The following is a 19,977-nucleotide window of genomic DNA, read 5'->3' as shown; positions in this document are numbered from 1 at the left end:
TTATGAGGGAATAAATATGCAAACAAACGATCGACAAATTACAGATTTAATGAAATCAATTGACAACGGCACTACCCAATTACCAGATTTTCAGCGTGGTTGGGTATGGGATGACAACAGAATCCGTGCACTAATAGCCAGTATCACAAACTCCTTTCCCGTCGGAGCAGCAATGTTTCTGGAATATGGGAATGCAAATATTCGTTTTAAATATCGAGTAATAGAAGGTTCACCAGCTAAAGATATTGCCCCATCCGAATTAATTCTTGATGGTCAGCAGCGTCTTACATCTATTTATTCGTCATTATATAATCCTAATCCCGTTCATACCAGAACGGATAAAGGCAAAGATATAAAGAGGTTTTATTATATCGATATTGAAAAAGCATTAGACTCTGCTGCCGATAGAGTAGACGCTATCATTTCAATACCAGAGACCAGACTTATTACATCCAATTTTGGAAGAGATATTGAATTAGATTTATCTACTCCTGATAAGGAATATGAACACAAACTATTTCCTTTAAATATTATCCTTGATAACTCAAAAACCTTTATCTGGATGCAAAACTACATGGCTTATCATAATAATGATGCAACAATTGTACAAGAATGGATGAACTTCCAAGGCAACATTATTATGCCTGTATTTCAGTATAAAATTCCTGTTATTTTATTGGATAAAAACACTCCAAAAGAAGCGGTGTGCCAGGTGTTTGAAAATGTCAATACCGGTGGTGTGTCCCTTACAGTATTTGAGCTCATTACTGCAGTATTCGCAATGGATGATTTTGAGCTTAGAAAAGACTGGGAGCAGCGAAAAAATGCATACTTTAATGGAGATTTATTATCAATTATTTCTGCTACGGATTTTTTAACTGCATGTACTCTACTTTCTACTTATCAAAAAGGTGGCACTGTAAGCTGTAAGAAAAAAGATGTTTTAAATCTTACATTAGACGAATATCAAAAGTATGCAGATGATTTAACAAACGGATTTGTAGAAGCTGAAAAAATTCTTCAGGAAGAACGAATCTTTTCCAGTAAAGATTTGCCATATTCAACACAGTTTATTCCACTTGCTGTATTATGTACAATCCTTTCTAAAAATAACCAGATTAAAACAACAACTATCAAGAATAAAATAAAACAATGGTACTGGTGCGGAGTATTTGGTGAAATGTATGGCAGTGCAAATGAAACACGATATGTTTTAGACGTTGTAGGTGTTATGGATTGGATTTCAGACGATACCAAAGTGCCAAAAACTGTTCAGGATTCCTATTTTAATCCTACAAGATTGCTATCATTACAGTCCAGATTATCCGCTGCTTATAAAGGGATTATGGCATTGATATTAAAAAATCATTGCCAGGATTTTATTTCTGGAAGAGAAATGGATTTTTCTGTTTATAAAGCAGAAAATATTGATATTCATCATATATTTCCAAAAGATTACTGTGAAAAACAGAAATATGATAAAGCAAAATGGAATTCGGTAATCAACAAAACGCCTATTACTTACTCTACCAATCGAGAAATTGGGGGTGTTGCACCAAGCGTATATCTTACAAAAATTGAAAATAAAGGACAAGTTTCTTCTGATATATTAGACACTTATTTGACAACTCATTGGATTGATGTGGTTTCTTGTAGAAATGATAATTTTCAAGAACATATTATTAAACGTGCAAAGATGTTATTAAATGCAATTGAAAAAGCTACAGGAAAATCGATTTCTGGAAGAGATAGTGAAGATGTTGTAAATGCATTTGGCGGAAAATTAAGTTAAACACTATTAGGGAATATTTTTGTAATCTATTAAAAGTTCTAAATCAGAAGGTATTTCGAATTAATGTACCATTGAATGAAAATTATTCTTACGATTATTGTTCAAATACCAAAGCAGTAAGTACAACTTTGGAGATTAAAGATGCAATTTTGGAACAAAAGATGAGTCAGAGATTATTCAGTTGATAAAAAAATCCATTTATCAAACAAAGCAAACTTCAGAAAAAACTGGCATTTCATTAGGAACAATAAAAAATAACATTGTGGATAAATTTAACAATTTCCATTCAGGAGTAACACTAAAATGACTAACGATAAAATCCAACAACTAACCCACGGTCTACAAACTGCTTTCATTGACCAGACAATCACTTCCAACCTGACCTATAAGCCACAGTTTGTGTCCAACAATTATAAAGAAGGACGAAAAGTGATCTCATCCATCGAGGATGAGCTTTTGTCATGCAACGAATTTTATATCAGTGTGGCATTTATTACCCAAGGCGGAATCACACCTCTTCTCCAGACTTTACGAGAATTGGAGCAGCGTGGAATCCCAGGTAAAATTCTTACAACCGATTATCTGACATTTAGTGAACCGAAAGCACTCAGGATGTTGGCAAATTTTAAAAATATCGAACTTAAAATGTTCATGTCAGAAGGTTCCAAAGATGGGTTCCATACCAAGGGATACATTTTCAAAAAAGAGGACATCTATCAGATTATTGTTGGAAGTTCCAATATGACACTTACTGCACTTACAACGAACCGGGAATGGAATACGAAGATCGTAGCAACAGAAGATGGTGAATATACACATACTATATTGGATGAATTTAATCAACTTTGGAACGCTGATCAGGCTTTACCTTATGAAGAGTTTATCGATGCATATAGTACGCTTTATACAAAAAATAAAATTATTCAGAAGCAAAAAGAAATTGCACGGCAGTCAGAAGTTCCTTCATTGGAGATTTATCGGCTTCAGCCAAATTCAATGCAGGTTGGATTTATCAATAATCTACGAAAAATTTATGAGGCAGGAGAGGACAGAGCCTTACTGATTTCTGCGACTGGTACTGGAAAAACATATGCCTCAGCCTTTGCTGCACGTGAACTTGAATTTAAACGTGTTCTCTTTTTGGTACATCGGAATCAAATTGCACGACAGGCACTAAAGTCCTATCGTAAGGTATTTAATGGAACAGTATCTATGGGAATGGTTACTGGGAAACAGCAGGATTATGATGCAGATTTTGTTTTCGGAACCATCCAGACAATCAGCAAAGAAGAAACTTTGAAACACTATGAGCGGGATCACTGGGACTTGATTATTATTGACGAAGCTCACCACAGTTCTGCTGCCAGTTACAAACACATCATGGACTATTTTATCCCTCGGCTCTGGCTTGGAATGACTGCCACACCGGACAAACGAGATGACAATCTGGAAGGAAGAAATATTTATGAGATTTTCAATCATCAGATTGCTTATGAAATCCGTTTGCAAAATGCAATGGAAGAAGATTTACTCTGTCCTTTTCACTATTTTGGAATTACAGATCTGGAAATTATCAGTGACTGTGGAAAATCATCGGAAGAGAAGATGGAGAATTTCCGGTATTTAACTTCGGATACCAGAGTCTTAAATGTTATGAAGCAGGCTGAGTTTTTCGGATGCAGTGGAGAGCGTGTCAAAGGACTTATTTTCTGTAGCCGAATTGATGAAGCAAAAGAATTATCCGTCAAATTCAACGAAAAGGGGTGGCGGACGATTGTTCTCAGCGGAAGCGACTCAGAATCAGTGCGTGAAGACGCAATTGAACGCCTTACGGGAGATGACAGCAAAAATGCCTTAGACTATATCATTTCTGTTGATATATTTTCTGAAGGTGTAGACGCACCAGAGATCAATCAGGTTATCATGTTGCGTCCAACAGAATCACCAATTGTATTTATCCAGCAGTTAGGACGTGGTCTTCGAAAAGCGGAAGGAAAAGAATACGTGGTCGTACTGGATTTTATTGGAAATTACCGAAATAATTTTATGATTCCAATTGCCCTGTCCGGCGATCGCAGTTACAATAAGGATAATATCCGCCGTTACATAACAGAAGGCGGCAGAGTAATTCCCGGTGCAAGCACGATCCATTTTGACGAGATTTCCAGGAAACGAATCTTCCAGGCGATTGATAATGCAAATTTCAGCGATATTAAGCTGATCCGCGAAAACTATACGAATCTGAAAAATAAACTTGGACATATCCCGGCACTTGCTGATTTTGACAAATATGGTGAAATGGATGTTTTGAGGATTTTTGACAATAACAGTCTAGGATCGTATTATAAATTTCTCGTAAAATATGAGAAAGAATACAAAATCCGTTTATCTGCTGACGAAGAAAAAGTAATCGAGTTTGTTTCAAAGAAACTGGCAAGTGGTAAGCGAATCCACGAACTGGAATTGCTGAAACGTTCATTGAAATATCATCACGGTCTGCTCGGTCTTTTGCAGGAGTCACTTTCCGAAAATTATCAGCAGTCCATGGATGAGAATTGTGCTGAGAATATCATAAACATGATGACTAATCATTTCCCGACAAACGCTGCGCAAAAGACTTATGCAAACTGTGTTTTCCTCGAAAAAGAAGAGGATGACTATGCCGTTTCAAAGACTTTCGAAGCAATGCTGCAAAACCCAGATTTCTATCATATTTTAGAGGAATTAGTAGACTTTGGTATTTCGCGGTACCATGCAAACTACTGCAATCGCTATCAGAATACAGACCTGGTATTATATCAGAAATACACATATGAAGATGTCTGCCGACTGCTGAACTGGGAAAGAAATGAAGTCCCTCTCAACATAGGTGGTTATAAGTTCGATAAGAAAACAAAGACTTTTCCGATTTTTATCAATTATGATAAACAGGATGATATCAGTGACACTACCAAATATGAAGATCATTTTGTAGGGGATAACCGTTTGATCGCTATTTCCAAAAGCGGAAGAACCATTGCTTCAGAAGATGTACAGAATTTTTTGCATGCAAAAGAACGGGGAATTGATGTTCAGCTTTTTGTGCGAAAAAATAAAGATGATAAGATTTCCAAAGAATTTTATTATCTTGGACGCGTGAATGCGACCGGGCAGGTAAAGGAATTCGTTATGCCGAATACGGATAAGACAGCAGTGGAGATCGAATGGATTCTGGATACACCGGTGAGAGAAGATATCTATGAATATATTGTAAATGGATAAAACGAAAACACTTTAACACTACTATACAACAGGAGATAACTACCATGAAAACAATCAGAGTCGTTGCAGCAATCATTCTTGCTGACAATAAAATATTTGCAACCCAGCGAGGTTATGGAGAATTTAAAGACGGCTGGGAATTCCCCGGTGGAAAGATCGAACCAGATGAAACGCCAGAACATGCCATCATAAGGGAAATTAAAGAGGAATTAGATACGGAAATCGAAGTCATTCAGCTACTTGACACCGTAGAATATGACTATCCAAAATTCCACCTATCAATGGATTGTTTTATCTGTAATGTAAAATCCGGCGATCTGATCCTAAAAGAGCATGAAGCTGCCAAATGGCTCACCAAAGAGACTCTTTACAGCGTAGACTGGCTTCCGGCAGATCAGGCGCTGATTGGAAAGATTGAAAAATATTTAGAGGAGCATGCTTAATTATGCCATTACAAATCGTCAGAAATGATATCACAAAAATGCCCGTAGACGCCATTGTCAATGCCGCGAATTCTTCCCTGCTCGGCGGCGGTGGAGTGGATGGCTGCATTCACCGTGCAGCAGGGCCAAAGCTTTTAGCGGAATGTCGCACTTTGGGCGGCTGTCATACCGGAGATGCAAAGATTACAAACGCCTATGATCTGCCTTGCAATTATGTCATTCACGCAGTAGGTCCTATTTGGAGAGGCGGACAGTTTCATGAGCGGGAGCTGCTTACTTCCTGCTATGAAAATTCCTTAGCACTTGCAAAAGAAAAACATTGTGAAACCATAGCATTTCCACTGATTTCTTCCGGAATTTACGGCTATCCGAAAGCTCAGGCGCTGAAGGTTGCAATCGACGCGATCAGCGCATTTCTTATGGAAAATGATATGACAGTATACATCGTCATTTTTGATAAAGCAGCTTATCGGATCAGCAGCAAACTGTTTTCTGATATTGCATCTTATATCGATGATCATTATGTAGAAACACACATTAACAAAACATCCGAAGCAATGAGGCGCCAGAAGCAGTTCCGGGAAATGGATCTCTGTGAAAGCATATCTTTACCAGAGCCATCAAATGTACCGTTAAGTAAGGCTGCAACTTTGGAAGATGCCTTGCAGCAAATGGATGAAAGCTTTTCTGAAATGCTGCTTCGGAAGATTGATGAAAGTGGAATGACCGATTCTCAGTGTTATAAGAAAGCCAATATTGACCGGAAATTATTTTCCAAGATTAAAAATGACAAGTACTACAAACCATCCAAACCGACCGTTCTTGCATTTGCGCTGGCACTTGAGCTTCCGCATCCGGAAATTCAGGATATGCTGATGAAAGCAGGATTTGCCCTGTCTCATTCCAGCAAATTTGACGTAATCGTTGAATATTTTATCTTAAAGCAAAATTATAATATTTACGAAATCAATGAAGCACTATTTGCCTTTGACCAAAGCCTGATTGGAGGCTAAGAAGAAAATAATTTTGCACACAGCGTTGTTCGCCTGATATGATTCTGTAGAAATTTTCTGATCCATAAAAAAGTGTCGCTTTTCATGCGACCATTTCCCCAGAAAATGGCAGTATCCTATAGTTACAAACAAAATAAGCCATTACTTAGGAGGAAATTTAGTATGAGAAAAAATCTGACAGAAGTTGTATTTATTTTAGATCGCAGCGGATCCATGAGCGGACTGGAAAAAGACACCATAGGCGGCTTCAATTCTATGATTGAAAAGCAAAAAAGAGAGGCAGGGCAGGCGCTGATTTCTACCGTGCTTTTTAACAATAACAGTAAAGTCCTTTATGACAGAGTAGAGGTGCAGAAGATTCCCTCTATGACAGAAGACGATTATTCTGTGTACGGCTGTACGGCTCTCCTGGATGCGATCGGCGGTGCTATCCATCACATTGGAAATGTCCACAAATATGCACGCACGGAAGATGTACCGGAGCATACCGTTTTTATCATCATGACTGATGGAATGGAAAATGCAAGCCACATTTATCGCATTGATAAAGTAAAGCAGATGATCGAACGACAAAAAGAAAAATATGGATGGGAATTTCTCTTTCTTGGCGCAAATATTGATGCGATTGAAACAGCCAGTCATTTTGGAATTGACGCCGATAAAGCTGCCAATTATCAATGTGACTGCGAAGGAACTGCATTGAATTATGAAGTATTAAATGATGCCATATCTGCTGTTCGGTGCAATGCAGCGCTTGATTCTAGTTGGAAAAAGCGGATTGATAAAGATTACAAAAAACGCGGGCAACATAGCCGCGTAGATTGATGAAACACACAAAGAGCAGGGGATGAACTTTCCAAAGTTCTTTCCCTGCTCTTTCCACATTCATTTATTCCATCACTTCTCCGATCACCTTCATCATTTCATCCACCCGGAACGGTTTCATAATAAACCCATCCATCCCAGCATCCAGCGCATGTTTCCGGTCTTCCTCAAATGCATTTGCAGTCATGGCAATGATTGGAATCTGTGCCTTCTTCACATCTGCAAGCTGACGGATTTTCTGTGTCGCTTCGTATCCATTCATCCGTGGCATCTGTACATCCATCAGGATAAACTGATATGTGCCTGCTTCCTTATCTTGAATTTCTTCCACACAGGCGCATCCATCCGGAACCCAGTTCACAAGAACCCCTTTATTTTTCAAAACTTCCATGGCAATTTCTGCATTTAATTCATTATCTTCCACCAAAAGTACATGCATTCCGTCAAGACCTATTTTGTATTCCTTTGCTTTATCTGATTGATGAAGCTGATTTTCCGTTGCAATCCGAAGGGGAAGTGAAATCTGTATTTTGGTTCCCTGACCGGAATTACTTTGGATTATCACATCACCATGCATCAGATCTACCAGTTTCTTCACAATCGCAAGTCCAAGCCCTGTTCCTTCAGTCTTGCTCTCGGTAGAAGTTCGCTCTCTTTCAAATGCCTCAAACGCATGTTTCTGAAATTCTTCAGTCATACCGATTCCGGTATCCTTTATCGTGAATTTGTATTCGGCAAATCCAGGTGCGATCATTCTCTGGACGCAGCTAAATGTGATCGTTCCTCCCGCTGGGGTAAATTTAACTGCATTATTCAGTACATTTACCAGTACCTGCTGCAGTTTTGTCGCATCACACCATACCAGTGGATTCTCTATTTGATCCTCAACTTTGAAATCAATCATTCCCTTTTGGATGCTGTATTCGAGCATCATTTTCAGATTTTCTTCCATTTGCTTCAGGTCAGTTACCATCTCCACAATTTCTGCCTTTCCACTTTCGATTTTAGACAGATCCAACACATCATTGATGATCTTCAGAAGAATCTCACCAGATGCCTGAATTTTGGAAATTGCATTTTTTACAATTTCTTCATCATCCGGATGTTCTGCAATGATATCAGAAAATCCAATGATCGCATTCATCGGGGTACGGATATCATGGGACATATTTGCAAGGAAAGCATTCTTTACCTCACCGGCTACTTTCGCTTTCCGTGTCGATTCTTTTTCCAGTTCCAATGCTTTGGACAGTCTTTTCCGGTGTTCAAACTCCATCTGATCTTGCTGGTGCTCCACCATGAACAGGTAGGAGAGCAGTGCTCCGATTACCAGGCAGTACGGTTGGAACGGATATGCCCCATAAAGTGGAATGATATAGGTATTTGCCAGAATTCCGATCAGTGGGACTGCTGAAAACAGTGCCGATTTTATGAGATATCTGACACCCTTTGTATTGTTCATGAATAAAATAAAGAATGTCTGTGCAAATGTATAAACGTAATAAAACAGATTGAGTACGGCAAACACTCCGAAAAATGTACCGCGTATATAGGTCCGGTTCCGTGAAAATCTCCAGACAATTCCCGTCGGAACTGAGAGAAGCACCATCAGAACCAGGAGAATGAACGGAATCATTTCCGCAAATCTTTGCTTCTTTGAACGGTTAATCCCCATATAACTCTGCATAAACAAATGCCACACATATGGCATGATTACATAAACCAGATAAAAGAAAAACACAACCATCTTAAACTGCAAAAGGTTTCCTGACTTACCTAAGAGTTCTTTCATAAACAATGCATCCATTAACACATAAAGCTCTACCATGCCAATAAAGATCATCGTATATTTTTTACTCGGGCTCCATGTAATATAATACCGGATCCTTAAAAAGATGATCGTCAGTATTATCATCATAAATATTGCGTTGCTCAAATAAATACTACTCATTTTCCAGTCCCTTTTTTCTTTCGTTTTGTCTCATTATTTCTTTCATTATTGTATACTTTTTCTATGCGTTTCGCAATCCATATGTTATACTATTGAGTAAAGGTATCTCAAGGAGGATTTTACAAATGAAAATAGCAGTAACATACGAAGGCGGATCTATTTTCCAGCACTTCGGAAAGACAGAAACTTTTAAAATGTATGAGGTAGAAGACGGAAAGATCACTTCAATGCAGATTGTTCATGCTGGTGGCGCCGGACACAGTGCGCTTGCAGGATTCCTTTCTGAGCAGAGTGCAAATGTTCTGATCTGTGGCGGTATCGGAGAAGGTGCACAAGAAGCGCTGAAAGAAGCCGGTATCAAAGTTATATCCGGTGCAGCAGGAGAAGTAGATGCGGCAGTGAATGCCTATCTTGCAGGAGAACTGGAATCTGCAGGTACAAATTGTGACCATCACCACGAAGAAGGTCATTCCTGCTGTGGACAGCATGAAGAAACAGCAACAGAAGAAACTTCTGCTGAAGAAGAACATTCCTGTGGCGGACACTGCAGTGGATGTAGCGGATGTGGTGGCGCACATGTGCCGGATTTTGAAGGTCCGAATGTCGGAAAGACCTGCCGTACCCATTACAGAGGTACCTTTGATGATGGTACCCAGTTTGATTCTTCCTATGACCGCGGAGAGCCATTGGAATTTGTATGCGGAGCCGGACAGATGATCCATGGTTACGATAAAGCCGTTGCAACAATGGAAATAGGACAGACCATCAACATCCATCTGATGCCGGAAGAAGCTTACGGCATGCCGGATCCACGCGCCATTTTTACGCTGGAAATCGCACAGCTTCCTGGATCAGAAGATCTGGAAGTCGGTGCACATGCATATCTGACCAACCAGTACGGACAGCCATTCCCGGTAACCGTAACCGAAAAGACAGAAACCAACATCACATTTGATGCCAACCATGAGATGGCTGGAAAAGAACTGAACTTCCAGATCGAACTGGTAGAAGTAAAATAGTAAATACTAAGATTATATTTTTGGAAATCGATAATTAGACAACGGAAGGGAGATTTGCCCGTGCTAGATTCAGAATTAAAAACATATCCATGGAATCCAACCGTAAAAAAGAAAGCCCGCCGCGTGTTCATGCTGAGATGGTTGTTCGTCATCCTGGATGCCGCTGCAATCTTTTTTCTGACCTATCAGAAACTCACTACCAATGTCTGGGGACTTACGGCTTTCCTTTGCCAGCTTCTTGCCGTTATCGAACTTGCTTTCGGGCTCCAGTTTGTAGAAGCCGGATGGAGCAGAAAGATATCGAGTAGAATGCCACTGGACGAACACTATGAGTATGCGCTTTATATGTATCATATACAATCTGTCCGCGATCTTGCTACGAATAACCGCATGCTGCTCCTGATTGCAAGCCTTGAAATCCAGCTTGGGAAATACGATCATGCTACACAGACAATTACACAGATTTCTGTTGAAAAATGCACACCGGTCCAGTTAAAACAGTTGTATTATATGCAGATCTTACTGGCAGCAGAAGTGGGAGATACTGATACAAAAAATCAGTTTTTAACCCGTTATACAGGAATTCCTGACACAAACGGTGAATATCCATCTGAAGCAGAACTTACCACCTGGATTGAAGCAGACGAAATGGACAGACTTATTTCTGCATTAAAAAATTTCACTCCGACAAGAAAAGAGCATATCCTGCGTACTTGTCTGATTACAATCGTTCTGGCATACAGTACCTTTTTCTACGGTGCATGGTATGGTATCAATAAAAGCGCAGGATATGCAATCCGCTATTATTTTGCTGAAATATCCACCATCTGCGTTTCCGTCACCTTGTCCTGCCTGCTGATCTGGGGCATGATCTGTCTGTATAAAAAGCAAAAAAGTCTCCTTAATAGAAAAGCAGCAAGACGAATAATTGCCGTTTCTTATGCCGCACTGACTCTTTTCTTACTTTCTCTGATTGGTTACAGCTTTTTAATTGTGAGCTTTGGCGTAGAAGGAACGGAAACCGTAACTGGTCAAGATCAGCATTATATTTATCTTTCCGTACAGCCTGATTACGGAATCGCTACACAGTACCGAACTGATAACCTGATTTATATGCAAAAAACGGGTTTGTTTTTGCCGAATACAGACACTTTAACAGAATCCTCTGTACCGGATTCTGACCCGAATGATTCGGAAACACAAGATAGTAGTACCACTGATTCTACCGAAAATTCTCCGGCACAGGAATCCCAGAATACTTCACCGCTTCAGGACGAAATGCGTGCTGTGTATCAATATATCCAGCAACAGGATCCACTTCCGGATATGAATTTCACTTACACAGCAAATGCAAAGGGAGAAAATTACGCGATCCTCTCTGAGACAACAGAAGAGAAGGATGGTACAACAGTAAATGTCAATTACTGTCTGTATGATAACGGTTCTAAGACAGATGAAAATAATAATACTTTCGAAGAATTGGTTCTGGAAAAGGTATATCCGGATGGTGGATATGAGACAGAACTGGTTGATTTCTATCTGGTAAATCCGGAGACTTTGGAAGTTATAGATGAGCAGAAATCAAGCTGGTAATTCTATTTATCCTATTTAAAAAATACTTACCAAATGATAAAGATTACCGGTCTGCTCATAAAGCGTCTTTCCGGCATCTGTAAGCGTAATTTTCTTTGTACCTCGCAAAAAGAGTGATACCTGTAATTCTTCCTCCAGCATCTTCATCTGATAGCTCAGCGGTGGCTGGGTCATGTGAAGAACTCTTGCTGCACCGCTGATCGTTCCGGCATCTACGATCGCACGAAAATATTCCAACTGTCTGATTTCCATAAAAATGTAATTCATCTCCTGATTATTTAAAAATGAAAATATATTATCCATATGATTTTTATTGAATTATCATATAAAAACAATAATTTACATATATATTACATCATGTTAGAATTAAAAAGCAAGAAAAATAAAAAGGAATGAATTTACAAATGAAACGAGTCGATTTTGAAAATGGAACGATAACCAGTAATATCCTTGGAGCATCGCTCCCGATGCTGGTTGCCCAGATTTTAAGTTTACTTTATAACATTGTAGACCGGATTTATATTGCACGTATCCCGCACATCGGAACTGCAGCACTTGGTGCAGTCGGTCTTTGTTTCCCGGTAATTGTCATCATTACCGCATTCAGCAATCTATTCGGAAGCGGCGGGGCACCATTATTTTCGATTGAGCGCGGCAAAAATGAGCCACAGGAAGCGAAAAAAATTATGAATATTTCTTTTTCCATGGTCTGTGTCTGTGCCATTGTACTCATGGTAATTGGCTTTTTATTTGCCCGCCCGATCCTGGTACTGTTTGGTGCCTCAAAAGACTCTCTAATCTATGCATATCCGTACCTGATGCTTTACCTGATCGGAACTCTGCCTTCTATGATTGCAACCGGTATGAACCCGTTTATCAATGCACAGGGATATTCAACCATCGGCATGCTTTCAGTTACCATAGGGGCAGTAACGAACCTGCTGCTTGACCCGTTGTTTATTTTTGTGTTCGGGCTTGGCGTGCGCGGTGCCGCAATTGCAACGGTCATTTCTCAGACACTTTCTGCTGCATTTGTCTTTTTCTTTCTTACAAAGAAAGCAGAACTGAAAGTGAGGCTCCTCAAAAAAGAGGAACTTGCCAGCTGTACAGCTTATGCAAAAAACATTGTAAGCCTGGGAACTGCCGGATTTATCATGCAGTTGACAAACAGTCTGGTAACGATTGTCTGCAACAATGTACTTTCCGTCACAGGCGGAGATATCTACATTTCTGTTATGACCATCGTATCCAGTGTCAGACAGCTTGTAGAAACTCCGATTTATGCAATCAACGAAGGAACTTCGCCAATCCTGAGTTACAATTATGGTGCAAGACGCCCATGCCGTGTAAGAAAAGCCGGTGCCATGATGGCACTTATGATTCTCGGATACACAGCTGTGATGTGGAGTATTATCATCATCGCGCCGAAAACCCTGATCGGAATTTTCAGTTCAGATGCTACGTTGATGAAAGATGCAGTTCCTGCCCTGAAGCAGTATTTTGCAGCGTTTATCTGCATGGATATGCAATACATTGGCCAAACGGTCTTTAAATCCCTGAATAAGAAGAAGCAAGCAATCTTTTTCTCACTACTTCGGAAGGTATTTATCGTCGTGCCTCTGACATATCTAATGCCGTATGCCCTGCATATGGGAACAGACGGCGTATTTCTCGCTGAGCCGGTTTCTAACGTCATTGGTGGAGGATTATGCTTCATCACCATGTTACTTACCGTATTGCCGGAATTAAAGCGTATGGAGCGGAAGAATGCTCTCTATGAGACAGGCACGATCTTATAAATGCGTAAACCACTGTCAAGCTGTAGCAAATTTCGTTATACCGAATTATAAATCTACAATATTTCAGGAGGAAATGACAAATGAGCAGTAGAGAAGTAATAGAAAATGTACAAGCAGATCTCTTTGCAATACAGGATCTTGCTTATCGGGATTTTCAGGCAAAACTGATGCCGACAGTCAATAAGGAAACCGTCATCGGTGTGCGGACTCCTTCTTTGCGCGCATACGCAAAAAAATTCGGTAAAACAGACAATGTTTCTGCATTTCTTGAAGTGCTTCCACATAAATATTATGAAGAAAACAACCTTCATGGACTGCTGATTGAACAGATTAAAGCGTACCCATCCTGTATTGCCGCACTGGACCGTTTTCTCCCGTATATAGACAACTGGGCAACCTGTGATATGATCGCGCTCCGGACAGTAAAAAAACATCTGGACATATTTATCCAGGAAGTCTGCTGCTGGATAGCATCGGATCACCCTTATATCGTCCGTTTTGGAATTGGAATGCTGATGCGGTATTATCTGGATGAACAGTTTAAACCGGAATATCCCAAAAAGGTAGCCGAAGTTAAATCAGACGAATATTATGTAAACATGATGCGTGCTTGGTATTTTGCTACCGCTCTTGCAAAGCAGTATGACCAGATCATTCCTTATCTGGAAGAGCAAAGGCTGGACACCTGGACACATAATAAGACGATTCAGAAAGCAATTGAAAGCTACCGGATCACGCCGGAACAGAAGAGTTATTTAAGGACATTAAGAGTAAAGAAATAATAAGTTTTACCGAGCTTTGACAATTTACGGTTCCCGCAATTTTACCACATTTGCAGCACTACGTCGTCTGTCTTCATCGATTGCAGCGTAGTGCTTTTTCGTTGTATTGACATCTTTGTGCCCCAGAACATCCGCTACCAGATAAATATCCCCCGTTTCCTTATAAAGGGCAGTACCATAGGTACTTCTGAGCTTATGTGGCGTGATTCTTTTATTTGTAATCTGACTGGCATACTTTTTAACCATATTTTCAACCGCCTGTACACCGATCCGGCGCCTTTGGGTTGATAAAAACAGAGCATTTTCATAGCCAGCAAGGGGCGTTACCGCTTTACGGTATGTCTCCAGATAATTGCGAAGTGCTTTTTCCACCTCTTCACCAAAATAAACAACCATCTGGCTTCCACCTTTTCGTGTCACCATGACCCCATTATTGTTGAAATCCACATCTGACAGGTCCAGTCCAACTAACTCCGATACTCGAATACCTGTTCCAAGTAGAAGAGTAATGATCGCAATATCACGTTCTTTCGTCTTATTATAATAGGAGAGTGCCTGACCGGTTAATTTGGAACCACAGGATTCCACATAATCCAAAAGCTTTGCAACCTCATCGGTATCCAAACGTATGATCGCCTTATCATGTAGCTTCGGCATGTCTACAAATAAGGTCGGATTTTTCTGAATTATCTGTCTTTTAAAGAAATAATTATAAAAGCTGCGTAATGCAGACATTTTGCGAAATAAGCCGCGTTCAGAGTTTGTGACCTGTTTGGTTTCTTTGGTATGAACATCTGTAGTATCATAGACCTTCAGATATTCCAGATATTCCTCAATATCAACCGGCTGAATAGCTTCCAGATCCTGTACCCGAAAGTCCTTAATTGAGTGATGTTTATAAACAGGATTTTCTTCAATTAAAAACTGAAAGAACAAACGGATGTCATATGCATACGATATTCGTGTCTTTGGTGATGTGGTTGGTTCAATGGCACGAAAATAATCACGTGCAAAGTCAGGCATGGTGTTTAAAACACCACGAAGACGAATAGTATTATCAATATAAGTTTCTTCCTGGTATGTTTTTGTATCAGATGGCATGATCCTAAGAACCTCCTAAATTCCATAAATTTCCCCGATATAGGTATGATTATAGCATGGTTTCGGAAGATTTGTCTATATCTTTTGGAAAAATCGGTATTTGTCGTATAGATTGGTTATTCAAAATACTGCTGTCCCAAGACAACTTTTTGCCAGGGACAGCTGATTCTAATTACTAACACGGTCTGTTTCCTTTTTCAAATGGATATTCAATCCCCCAGTCTTTTCTAAGTCCATCCATCTGTTCCATGATGCGAATACTTTCTTCATGCGGCATTTCCATACATTCAAGTTTTCCTTCACGGATAGCCTTCATAGAAGCGCGTACTTCATATTCAAACCCAGTGATCTGTTCTGGCATTGTAATTTCCCTTACAAATTCCCGATCCGGTGTATATACTTTTACCGATGTAATATCATTAATATTTTCCGCAATCAGATACCCCTTGGTTCCATATATCATACCATATTGTTCTGTACCGGTAAGTGCACTGCTTTGTATAGAAGCCATCGATCCATTTTTGTATTTCAGAATAATGGAATTCTGTGCATCCACTCCACTGTCAAATTTTACGCAGGAAGAAAGCGTTTCTTCAACATCATCGCCTAAAACCATGCTTGCAAAATTCAGTGGGTAAATACCTACATCTAATAGCGCTCCACCGGCAAGCTTCGGATCGATCAGACGTTCTTTTGTATGCATATCATATCCGAGATTTGCTGAAATCCCCTTTATTTCTCCGATTTCACCACTTGCAATAATATCATCGATTATTTTACGGGATGGAAGGTATCTTGTCCAAATTGCCTCCGTAATAAAGACTTCTTTTTCCTTTGCGAGAGCAAATACTTCTTTTGCTCCAACAGCATTTACAGTAAATGGTTTTTCACAAAGTACCGGTTTCCCATGATTGATACAAAGTTTGGCATGTTCTATATGAAACGGGTGTGGTGTCGCGATATAAATCAACTCTACTTCCGGATCATTTACCAGTTCTTTGTATGAGCCATATGCCTTTTCAAATCCCCATTCTTTGGCAAATTTCTGCGCTCTGTCAAGATTTCTTGCAGCAATGGCATATGCAGCCGCATCGTCCATACCGTCCAGTGTTTTCGCCATATTTTCTGCAATTCGCCCAGCACCGATAATTCCAACTTTCATCTGTTCCATTTCTTTACACTCCTTTTTTCACATATTATTCTACATAGAAATCCATCCAAATGCATTCGCCACAGAACTGATCAAAATAATCAGAACAAAGATTGGACACAGATATTTAATCATAACAGCAAAAATCTTCTTTCTGCGGAATGCACTTTCTCCATGAATAATCTCTTCTTCTATCTTCTTTACCCCAACAACTCTAGCTACCAAAAGACTTGTCATCAGTGCCGCGATCGGCATCATTACCGAATTAGTCAGGAAATCAAAGAAATCCAAGAACTGCATACCAATAATTTTCACAAATGCAAGTGGTCCATATCCAAGTGAAGATAAACTTCCTAATACTATCATGATCACACCAACAAGCACAGTAGACTTTTTACGACTCCAGCCGATTTCATCTTCAAATGTAGATACTGCACTCTCTGTCAATGCGATTGAGCTTGTCAGCGCAGCAAAAAGAACAAGCAGAAAGAACAGAATTCCAATTGCTGTTCCCAATCCCATATTCTCAAACACCTTTGGTATTGTAATAAACATCAGTGCCGGCCCTGCCTGTAACGTATCCGGATTTCCACCTGAAAACGCAAATACGGCTGGGATGATCATAAGTCCTGCCATAATTGCAATCGCTGTATCAAATACTTCTACATTTCTTGTAGAATCTTCAATCGAAATATCTTTCTTCATATAAGAACCAAATGTGACCAAAATTCCCATAGCGATCGATAGGGAATAAAACATCTGTCCCATAGCAGCTACCACAGACATCCATGAGAAATTCTTTGGATTTGGCACCAGAAAATACTTCACGCCTTCCATTGCACCTGGTCGTGTTACTGAGTAAATGGAAATGATCAGCGAAAGCACGATCAAAATCGGCATCATAAACTTTGAAACACGCTCAATTCCATTCCGAACACCTGCATAAATAATAATCAATGTAATCAGACAGAATATAATAAAACAGATTTCTGTAGAAAATCCATTTGAAATAAACTCTGAAAAATATCCATCTTGAGCCAGACTACTGCTGTTCCCTTTTACATATTCCAAAAGGTACTTGATAACCCATCCTCCAATTACAGAATAATATGGTACAATCAGAACCGGAATAATCGCATTAATCCATCCCCCAAAAGAAATCCATTTTGACTTTCCGAAAGATTTGAACGCACCTACCGGACTTTTTCTTGTCATACGGCCAATTGCTGATTCAGCAATTATCATCGTATAACCGAAAGTAAGGGCTAACAGAATATAGATAAGCAGAAAAATTCCTCCGCCATATTTTGCCGCAAGATAAGGAAACCTCCAGATATTTCCAAGACCTACAGAAGCTCCTGCTGCTGACAGTACATATCCTAATTTACCAGAAAATGTACTCCTTTTTTTATGATTATCCATAACAAAATCTCCTCTTTTATTCTAAAATTAAATACACTCATTTGATTTTATCATGATAATCCTTTAAAGTCACTAGTAAAATCAAGTATAGCCTTAAAAATATAAAATAAGTTTTGTCTTATAATTTATCCATACATTCCGTGTATTCTTTTAAAACCTGTTCCAGTAATAATTTCTTAGTATAAAATTAAAAAGTCCGGAAAGACTAAGACGGGGTGAGCGATGGGATCTTGGTTAGAGACCTTAAGAATGTCTTAGTCTTTTAGACTTTTATAAAAAATAGAGTGTATATAATGTGCTATCAGGCAGATTATTCGCTGCTACCTGACAGCACAGATGGTCTTTAATAAACAGAATCATCTCCATAATACGAAACAACCAGATAGTCTCCTTCCTGGAGATTATTCCTGTCTTTTAAACTTAAATGATTTGCTTCTGCCAGCTCATCCATATATTCATATATGGAATCTTCTGTTCGTCTGTATCTTTGTGCAATGCTCCAGAGTGAATCCCCTTTTTCAAGCTGGACACTTTTATAATATCTCTCTCCGGAAGGTTCTTCAGCTTTGCTATCGTGCGCACTGGAGAAAAAGCTTCCAAATCCAAAACTCAATGACATAACCATCACCAGAGCCGCAATCCCTGTCACAAACCGTCTGATAGAATTCGTCTTACGGTGCTTTGCATAATGACAGTGCTTCTGTCCTTTTGCTCCTGCATGATATCGATCTGCATACATATCTTTTCTTTTCTCTGATCTCATGATAATTCCTCCCTTTTCTTCTGTAATCTTTTCAGTTCTCCTATATACCAGAAAGCATGTTCTCGAACAACTGTTCTGTTACCAATATACAGCAAGAACATACGTTTGTCAATATGCAAATCGAACGTATTTTCTAAACATTTGTTTGCTATTTTTTCTTCTGTATGATATGATAATTTTAATAGTTCGGATAATAATTCAAATTGATATAGATACAGATTTAGGAGGTCTTTTATGAGTAAAGGTAATATTAGCAAGAAACAGGAAGAGATACTTGAATATATTAAGTCCCAGATCCTGCAACGTGGTTTTCCACCGGCTGTACGTGAGATCTGTGATGCTGTGAATCTGAAGTCAACTTCTTCTGTACACTCTCATCTTGAGACTCTTGAGAAGAACGGATACATACGACGTGACCCAACCAAACCACGTGCAATCGAGATTCTGGATGATTCATTTAATCTCACAAGACGTGAGATGGTTCAGATTCCGATCGTAGGCCATGTAGCTGCAGGAGAACCGGTTCTTGCACAGGAGAATATTGAAGATTACTATCCTGTTCCTACTGAATATATTTCATCAAATAAAGAACTCTTTATGCTGAAAGTTCAGGGTGAAAGTATGATAAATGCCGGTATACTGGATGGAGATTATGTCATTGTGGAAAAGCAGGCAACTGCAGAGAACGGTGATATGGTTGTTGCTCTGATTGATGACGGTGCAACGGTAAAGACGTTTTACCGAGAAGAAGGTGTGATCCGTCTTCAGCCGGAGAATGATGCAATGGAACCATTTATCCTTGAAGATGTTACGATTTTAGGGAAAGTTGCTGCTGTTATGCGCTTCTTCCGTTAATTTTAAAAAAACAGGTGATTACTTGCAGAAGCATCTCAGATAGAAGTGCTTTTTGCAAGTAATCACCTGTTTTTTATATATGTTCTTCTCCATATCCCTTTTTTTCTTACTATCATAAATATTTTTTCAAATGCATCAAAAAAGCCGGATAAGATGTACAGGTATTCTCAACCTGTCATCTTATCCGGCTATTGTTTCCATTGAACAA

At 39.4% G+C, this 19,977-nt stretch carries 15 protein-coding genes and 1 pseudogene; 10 read left to right on the top strand and 6 right to left on the bottom strand.

Annotated features, from left to right (window positions below):
• Positions 1-16: 16 nt before the first annotated feature.
• The 5 genes from PGR14_RS11210 (at position 17) to PGR14_RS11190 (ending at position 7,334) form a co-directional block, all read left to right on the top strand.
• Positions 17-1,792 (top strand): GmrSD restriction endonuclease domain-containing protein, encoded by a 1,776-nt coding sequence (locus PGR14_RS11210; RefSeq protein ID WP_270223402.1) that lies wholly within the window; start codon positions 17-19, stop codon positions 1,790-1,792.
• A 303-nt stretch (positions 1,793-2,095) separates the two neighbouring features.
• Positions 2,096-5,053 (top strand): DUF3427 domain-containing protein, encoded by a 2,958-nt coding sequence (locus PGR14_RS11205; protein WP_055297573.1) that lies wholly within the window; start codon positions 2,096-2,098, stop codon positions 5,051-5,053.
• A gap of 44 nt (positions 5,054-5,097) precedes the next feature.
• Complete coding sequence (locus PGR14_RS11200; RefSeq protein ID WP_055297572.1) at positions 5,098-5,496, top strand: (deoxy)nucleoside triphosphate pyrophosphohydrolase; 399 nt, start codon at positions 5,098-5,100, stop codon at positions 5,494-5,496.
• Between the two features lie 2 nt (positions 5,497-5,498).
• On the top strand, positions 5,499-6,509 hold the full coding sequence (locus PGR14_RS11195; protein WP_055297571.1) for an O-acetyl-ADP-ribose deacetylase: 1,011 nt from the start codon (positions 5,499-5,501) through the stop codon (positions 6,507-6,509).
• Positions 6,510-6,671: 162 nt separating this feature from the next.
• Positions 6,672-7,334 (top strand): vWA domain-containing protein, encoded by a 663-nt coding sequence (locus PGR14_RS11190; RefSeq protein ID WP_055297570.1) that lies wholly within the window; start codon positions 6,672-6,674, stop codon positions 7,332-7,334.
• Between the two features lie 64 nt (positions 7,335-7,398).
• Here the strand turns inward: PGR14_RS11190 and PGR14_RS11185 are convergent, their stop codons facing one another.
• Entirely contained in the window at positions 7,399-9,285 is a 1,887-nt protein-coding gene (locus PGR14_RS11185) for an ATP-binding response regulator (RefSeq protein WP_055297569.1), read from the bottom strand.
• Between the two features lie 125 nt (positions 9,286-9,410).
• Between PGR14_RS11185 and PGR14_RS11180 the strand changes: the two genes are divergently transcribed.
• Complete coding sequence (locus PGR14_RS11180) at positions 9,411-10,304, top strand: NifB/NifX family molybdenum-iron cluster-binding protein (RefSeq protein ID WP_055260563.1); 894 nt, start codon at positions 9,411-9,413, stop codon at positions 10,302-10,304.
• A 60-nt stretch (positions 10,305-10,364) separates the two neighbouring features.
• Entirely contained in the window at positions 10,365-11,897 is a 1,533-nt protein-coding gene (locus PGR14_RS11175) for a hypothetical protein (protein WP_055260564.1), read from the top strand.
• Positions 11,898-11,912: 15 nt separating this feature from the next.
• Here the strand turns inward: PGR14_RS11175 and PGR14_RS11170 are convergent, their stop codons facing one another.
• Positions 11,913-12,149 carry a LysR family transcriptional regulator gene (locus PGR14_RS11170; protein ID WP_055260565.1) on the bottom strand — a complete coding sequence of 79 codons (237 nt, stop codon included), beginning with the start codon at positions 12,147-12,149 and terminating at the stop codon, positions 11,913-11,915.
• A 152-nt stretch (positions 12,150-12,301) separates the two neighbouring features.
• On the opposite strand from PGR14_RS11170, the gene PGR14_RS11165 reads away from it, so the two are divergent.
• Positions 12,302-13,696: an MATE family efflux transporter gene (locus PGR14_RS11165; protein WP_055260566.1), complete on the top strand. Its 1,395-nt coding sequence runs from the start codon at positions 12,302-12,304 to the stop codon at positions 13,694-13,696.
• Positions 13,697-13,776: 80 nt separating this feature from the next.
• Positions 13,777-14,478, top strand: coding sequence for a DNA alkylation repair protein (locus PGR14_RS11160; RefSeq protein WP_055260567.1), 702 nt, complete (start codon positions 13,777-13,779; stop codon positions 14,476-14,478).
• 24 nt (positions 14,479-14,502) lie between these two features.
• Here the strand turns inward: PGR14_RS11160 and PGR14_RS11155 are convergent, their stop codons facing one another.
• From PGR14_RS11155 to PGR14_RS11140, 4 genes and pseudogenes are all read right to left on the bottom strand, one after another.
• A complete protein-coding gene (locus PGR14_RS11155; RefSeq protein WP_055260568.1) occupies positions 14,503-15,579 on the bottom strand; it encodes a tyrosine-type recombinase/integrase in 1,077 nt (358 codons plus the stop codon).
• 175 nt (positions 15,580-15,754) lie between these two features.
• Positions 15,755-16,753, bottom strand: a pseudogene (locus PGR14_RS16270) (Gfo/Idh/MocA family protein); the annotation flags it as partial.
• A 27-nt stretch (positions 16,754-16,780) separates the two neighbouring features.
• Positions 16,781-18,151 (bottom strand): sodium-dependent transporter, encoded by a 1,371-nt coding sequence (locus tag PGR14_RS11145; RefSeq protein WP_055297567.1) that lies wholly within the window; start codon positions 18,149-18,151, stop codon positions 16,781-16,783.
• A 343-nt stretch (positions 18,152-18,494) separates the two neighbouring features.
• Positions 18,495-18,914: a LysM peptidoglycan-binding domain-containing protein gene (locus tag PGR14_RS11140; protein WP_055157086.1), complete on the bottom strand. Its 420-nt coding sequence runs from the start codon at positions 18,912-18,914 to the stop codon at positions 18,495-18,497.
• 234 nt (positions 18,915-19,148) lie between these two features.
• Between PGR14_RS11140 and lexA the strand changes: the two genes are divergently transcribed.
• On the top strand, positions 19,149-19,769 hold the full coding sequence (lexA, locus tag PGR14_RS11135) for a transcriptional repressor LexA (protein ID WP_055157087.1): 621 nt from the start codon (positions 19,149-19,151) through the stop codon (positions 19,767-19,769).
• Positions 19,770-19,977 lie beyond the last annotated feature (208 nt).

Origin of the sequence: Coprococcus sp. AF99-45 (genome assembly GCF_027663865.1) — a bacterium.
GTDB lineage: Bacteria > Bacillota > Clostridia > Lachnospirales > Lachnospiraceae > Allocoprococcus > Allocoprococcus comes.
The sequence above is the reverse complement of the archived record's forward strand: the minus strand, read 5'-3'. Positions and strand labels throughout refer to the sequence as shown.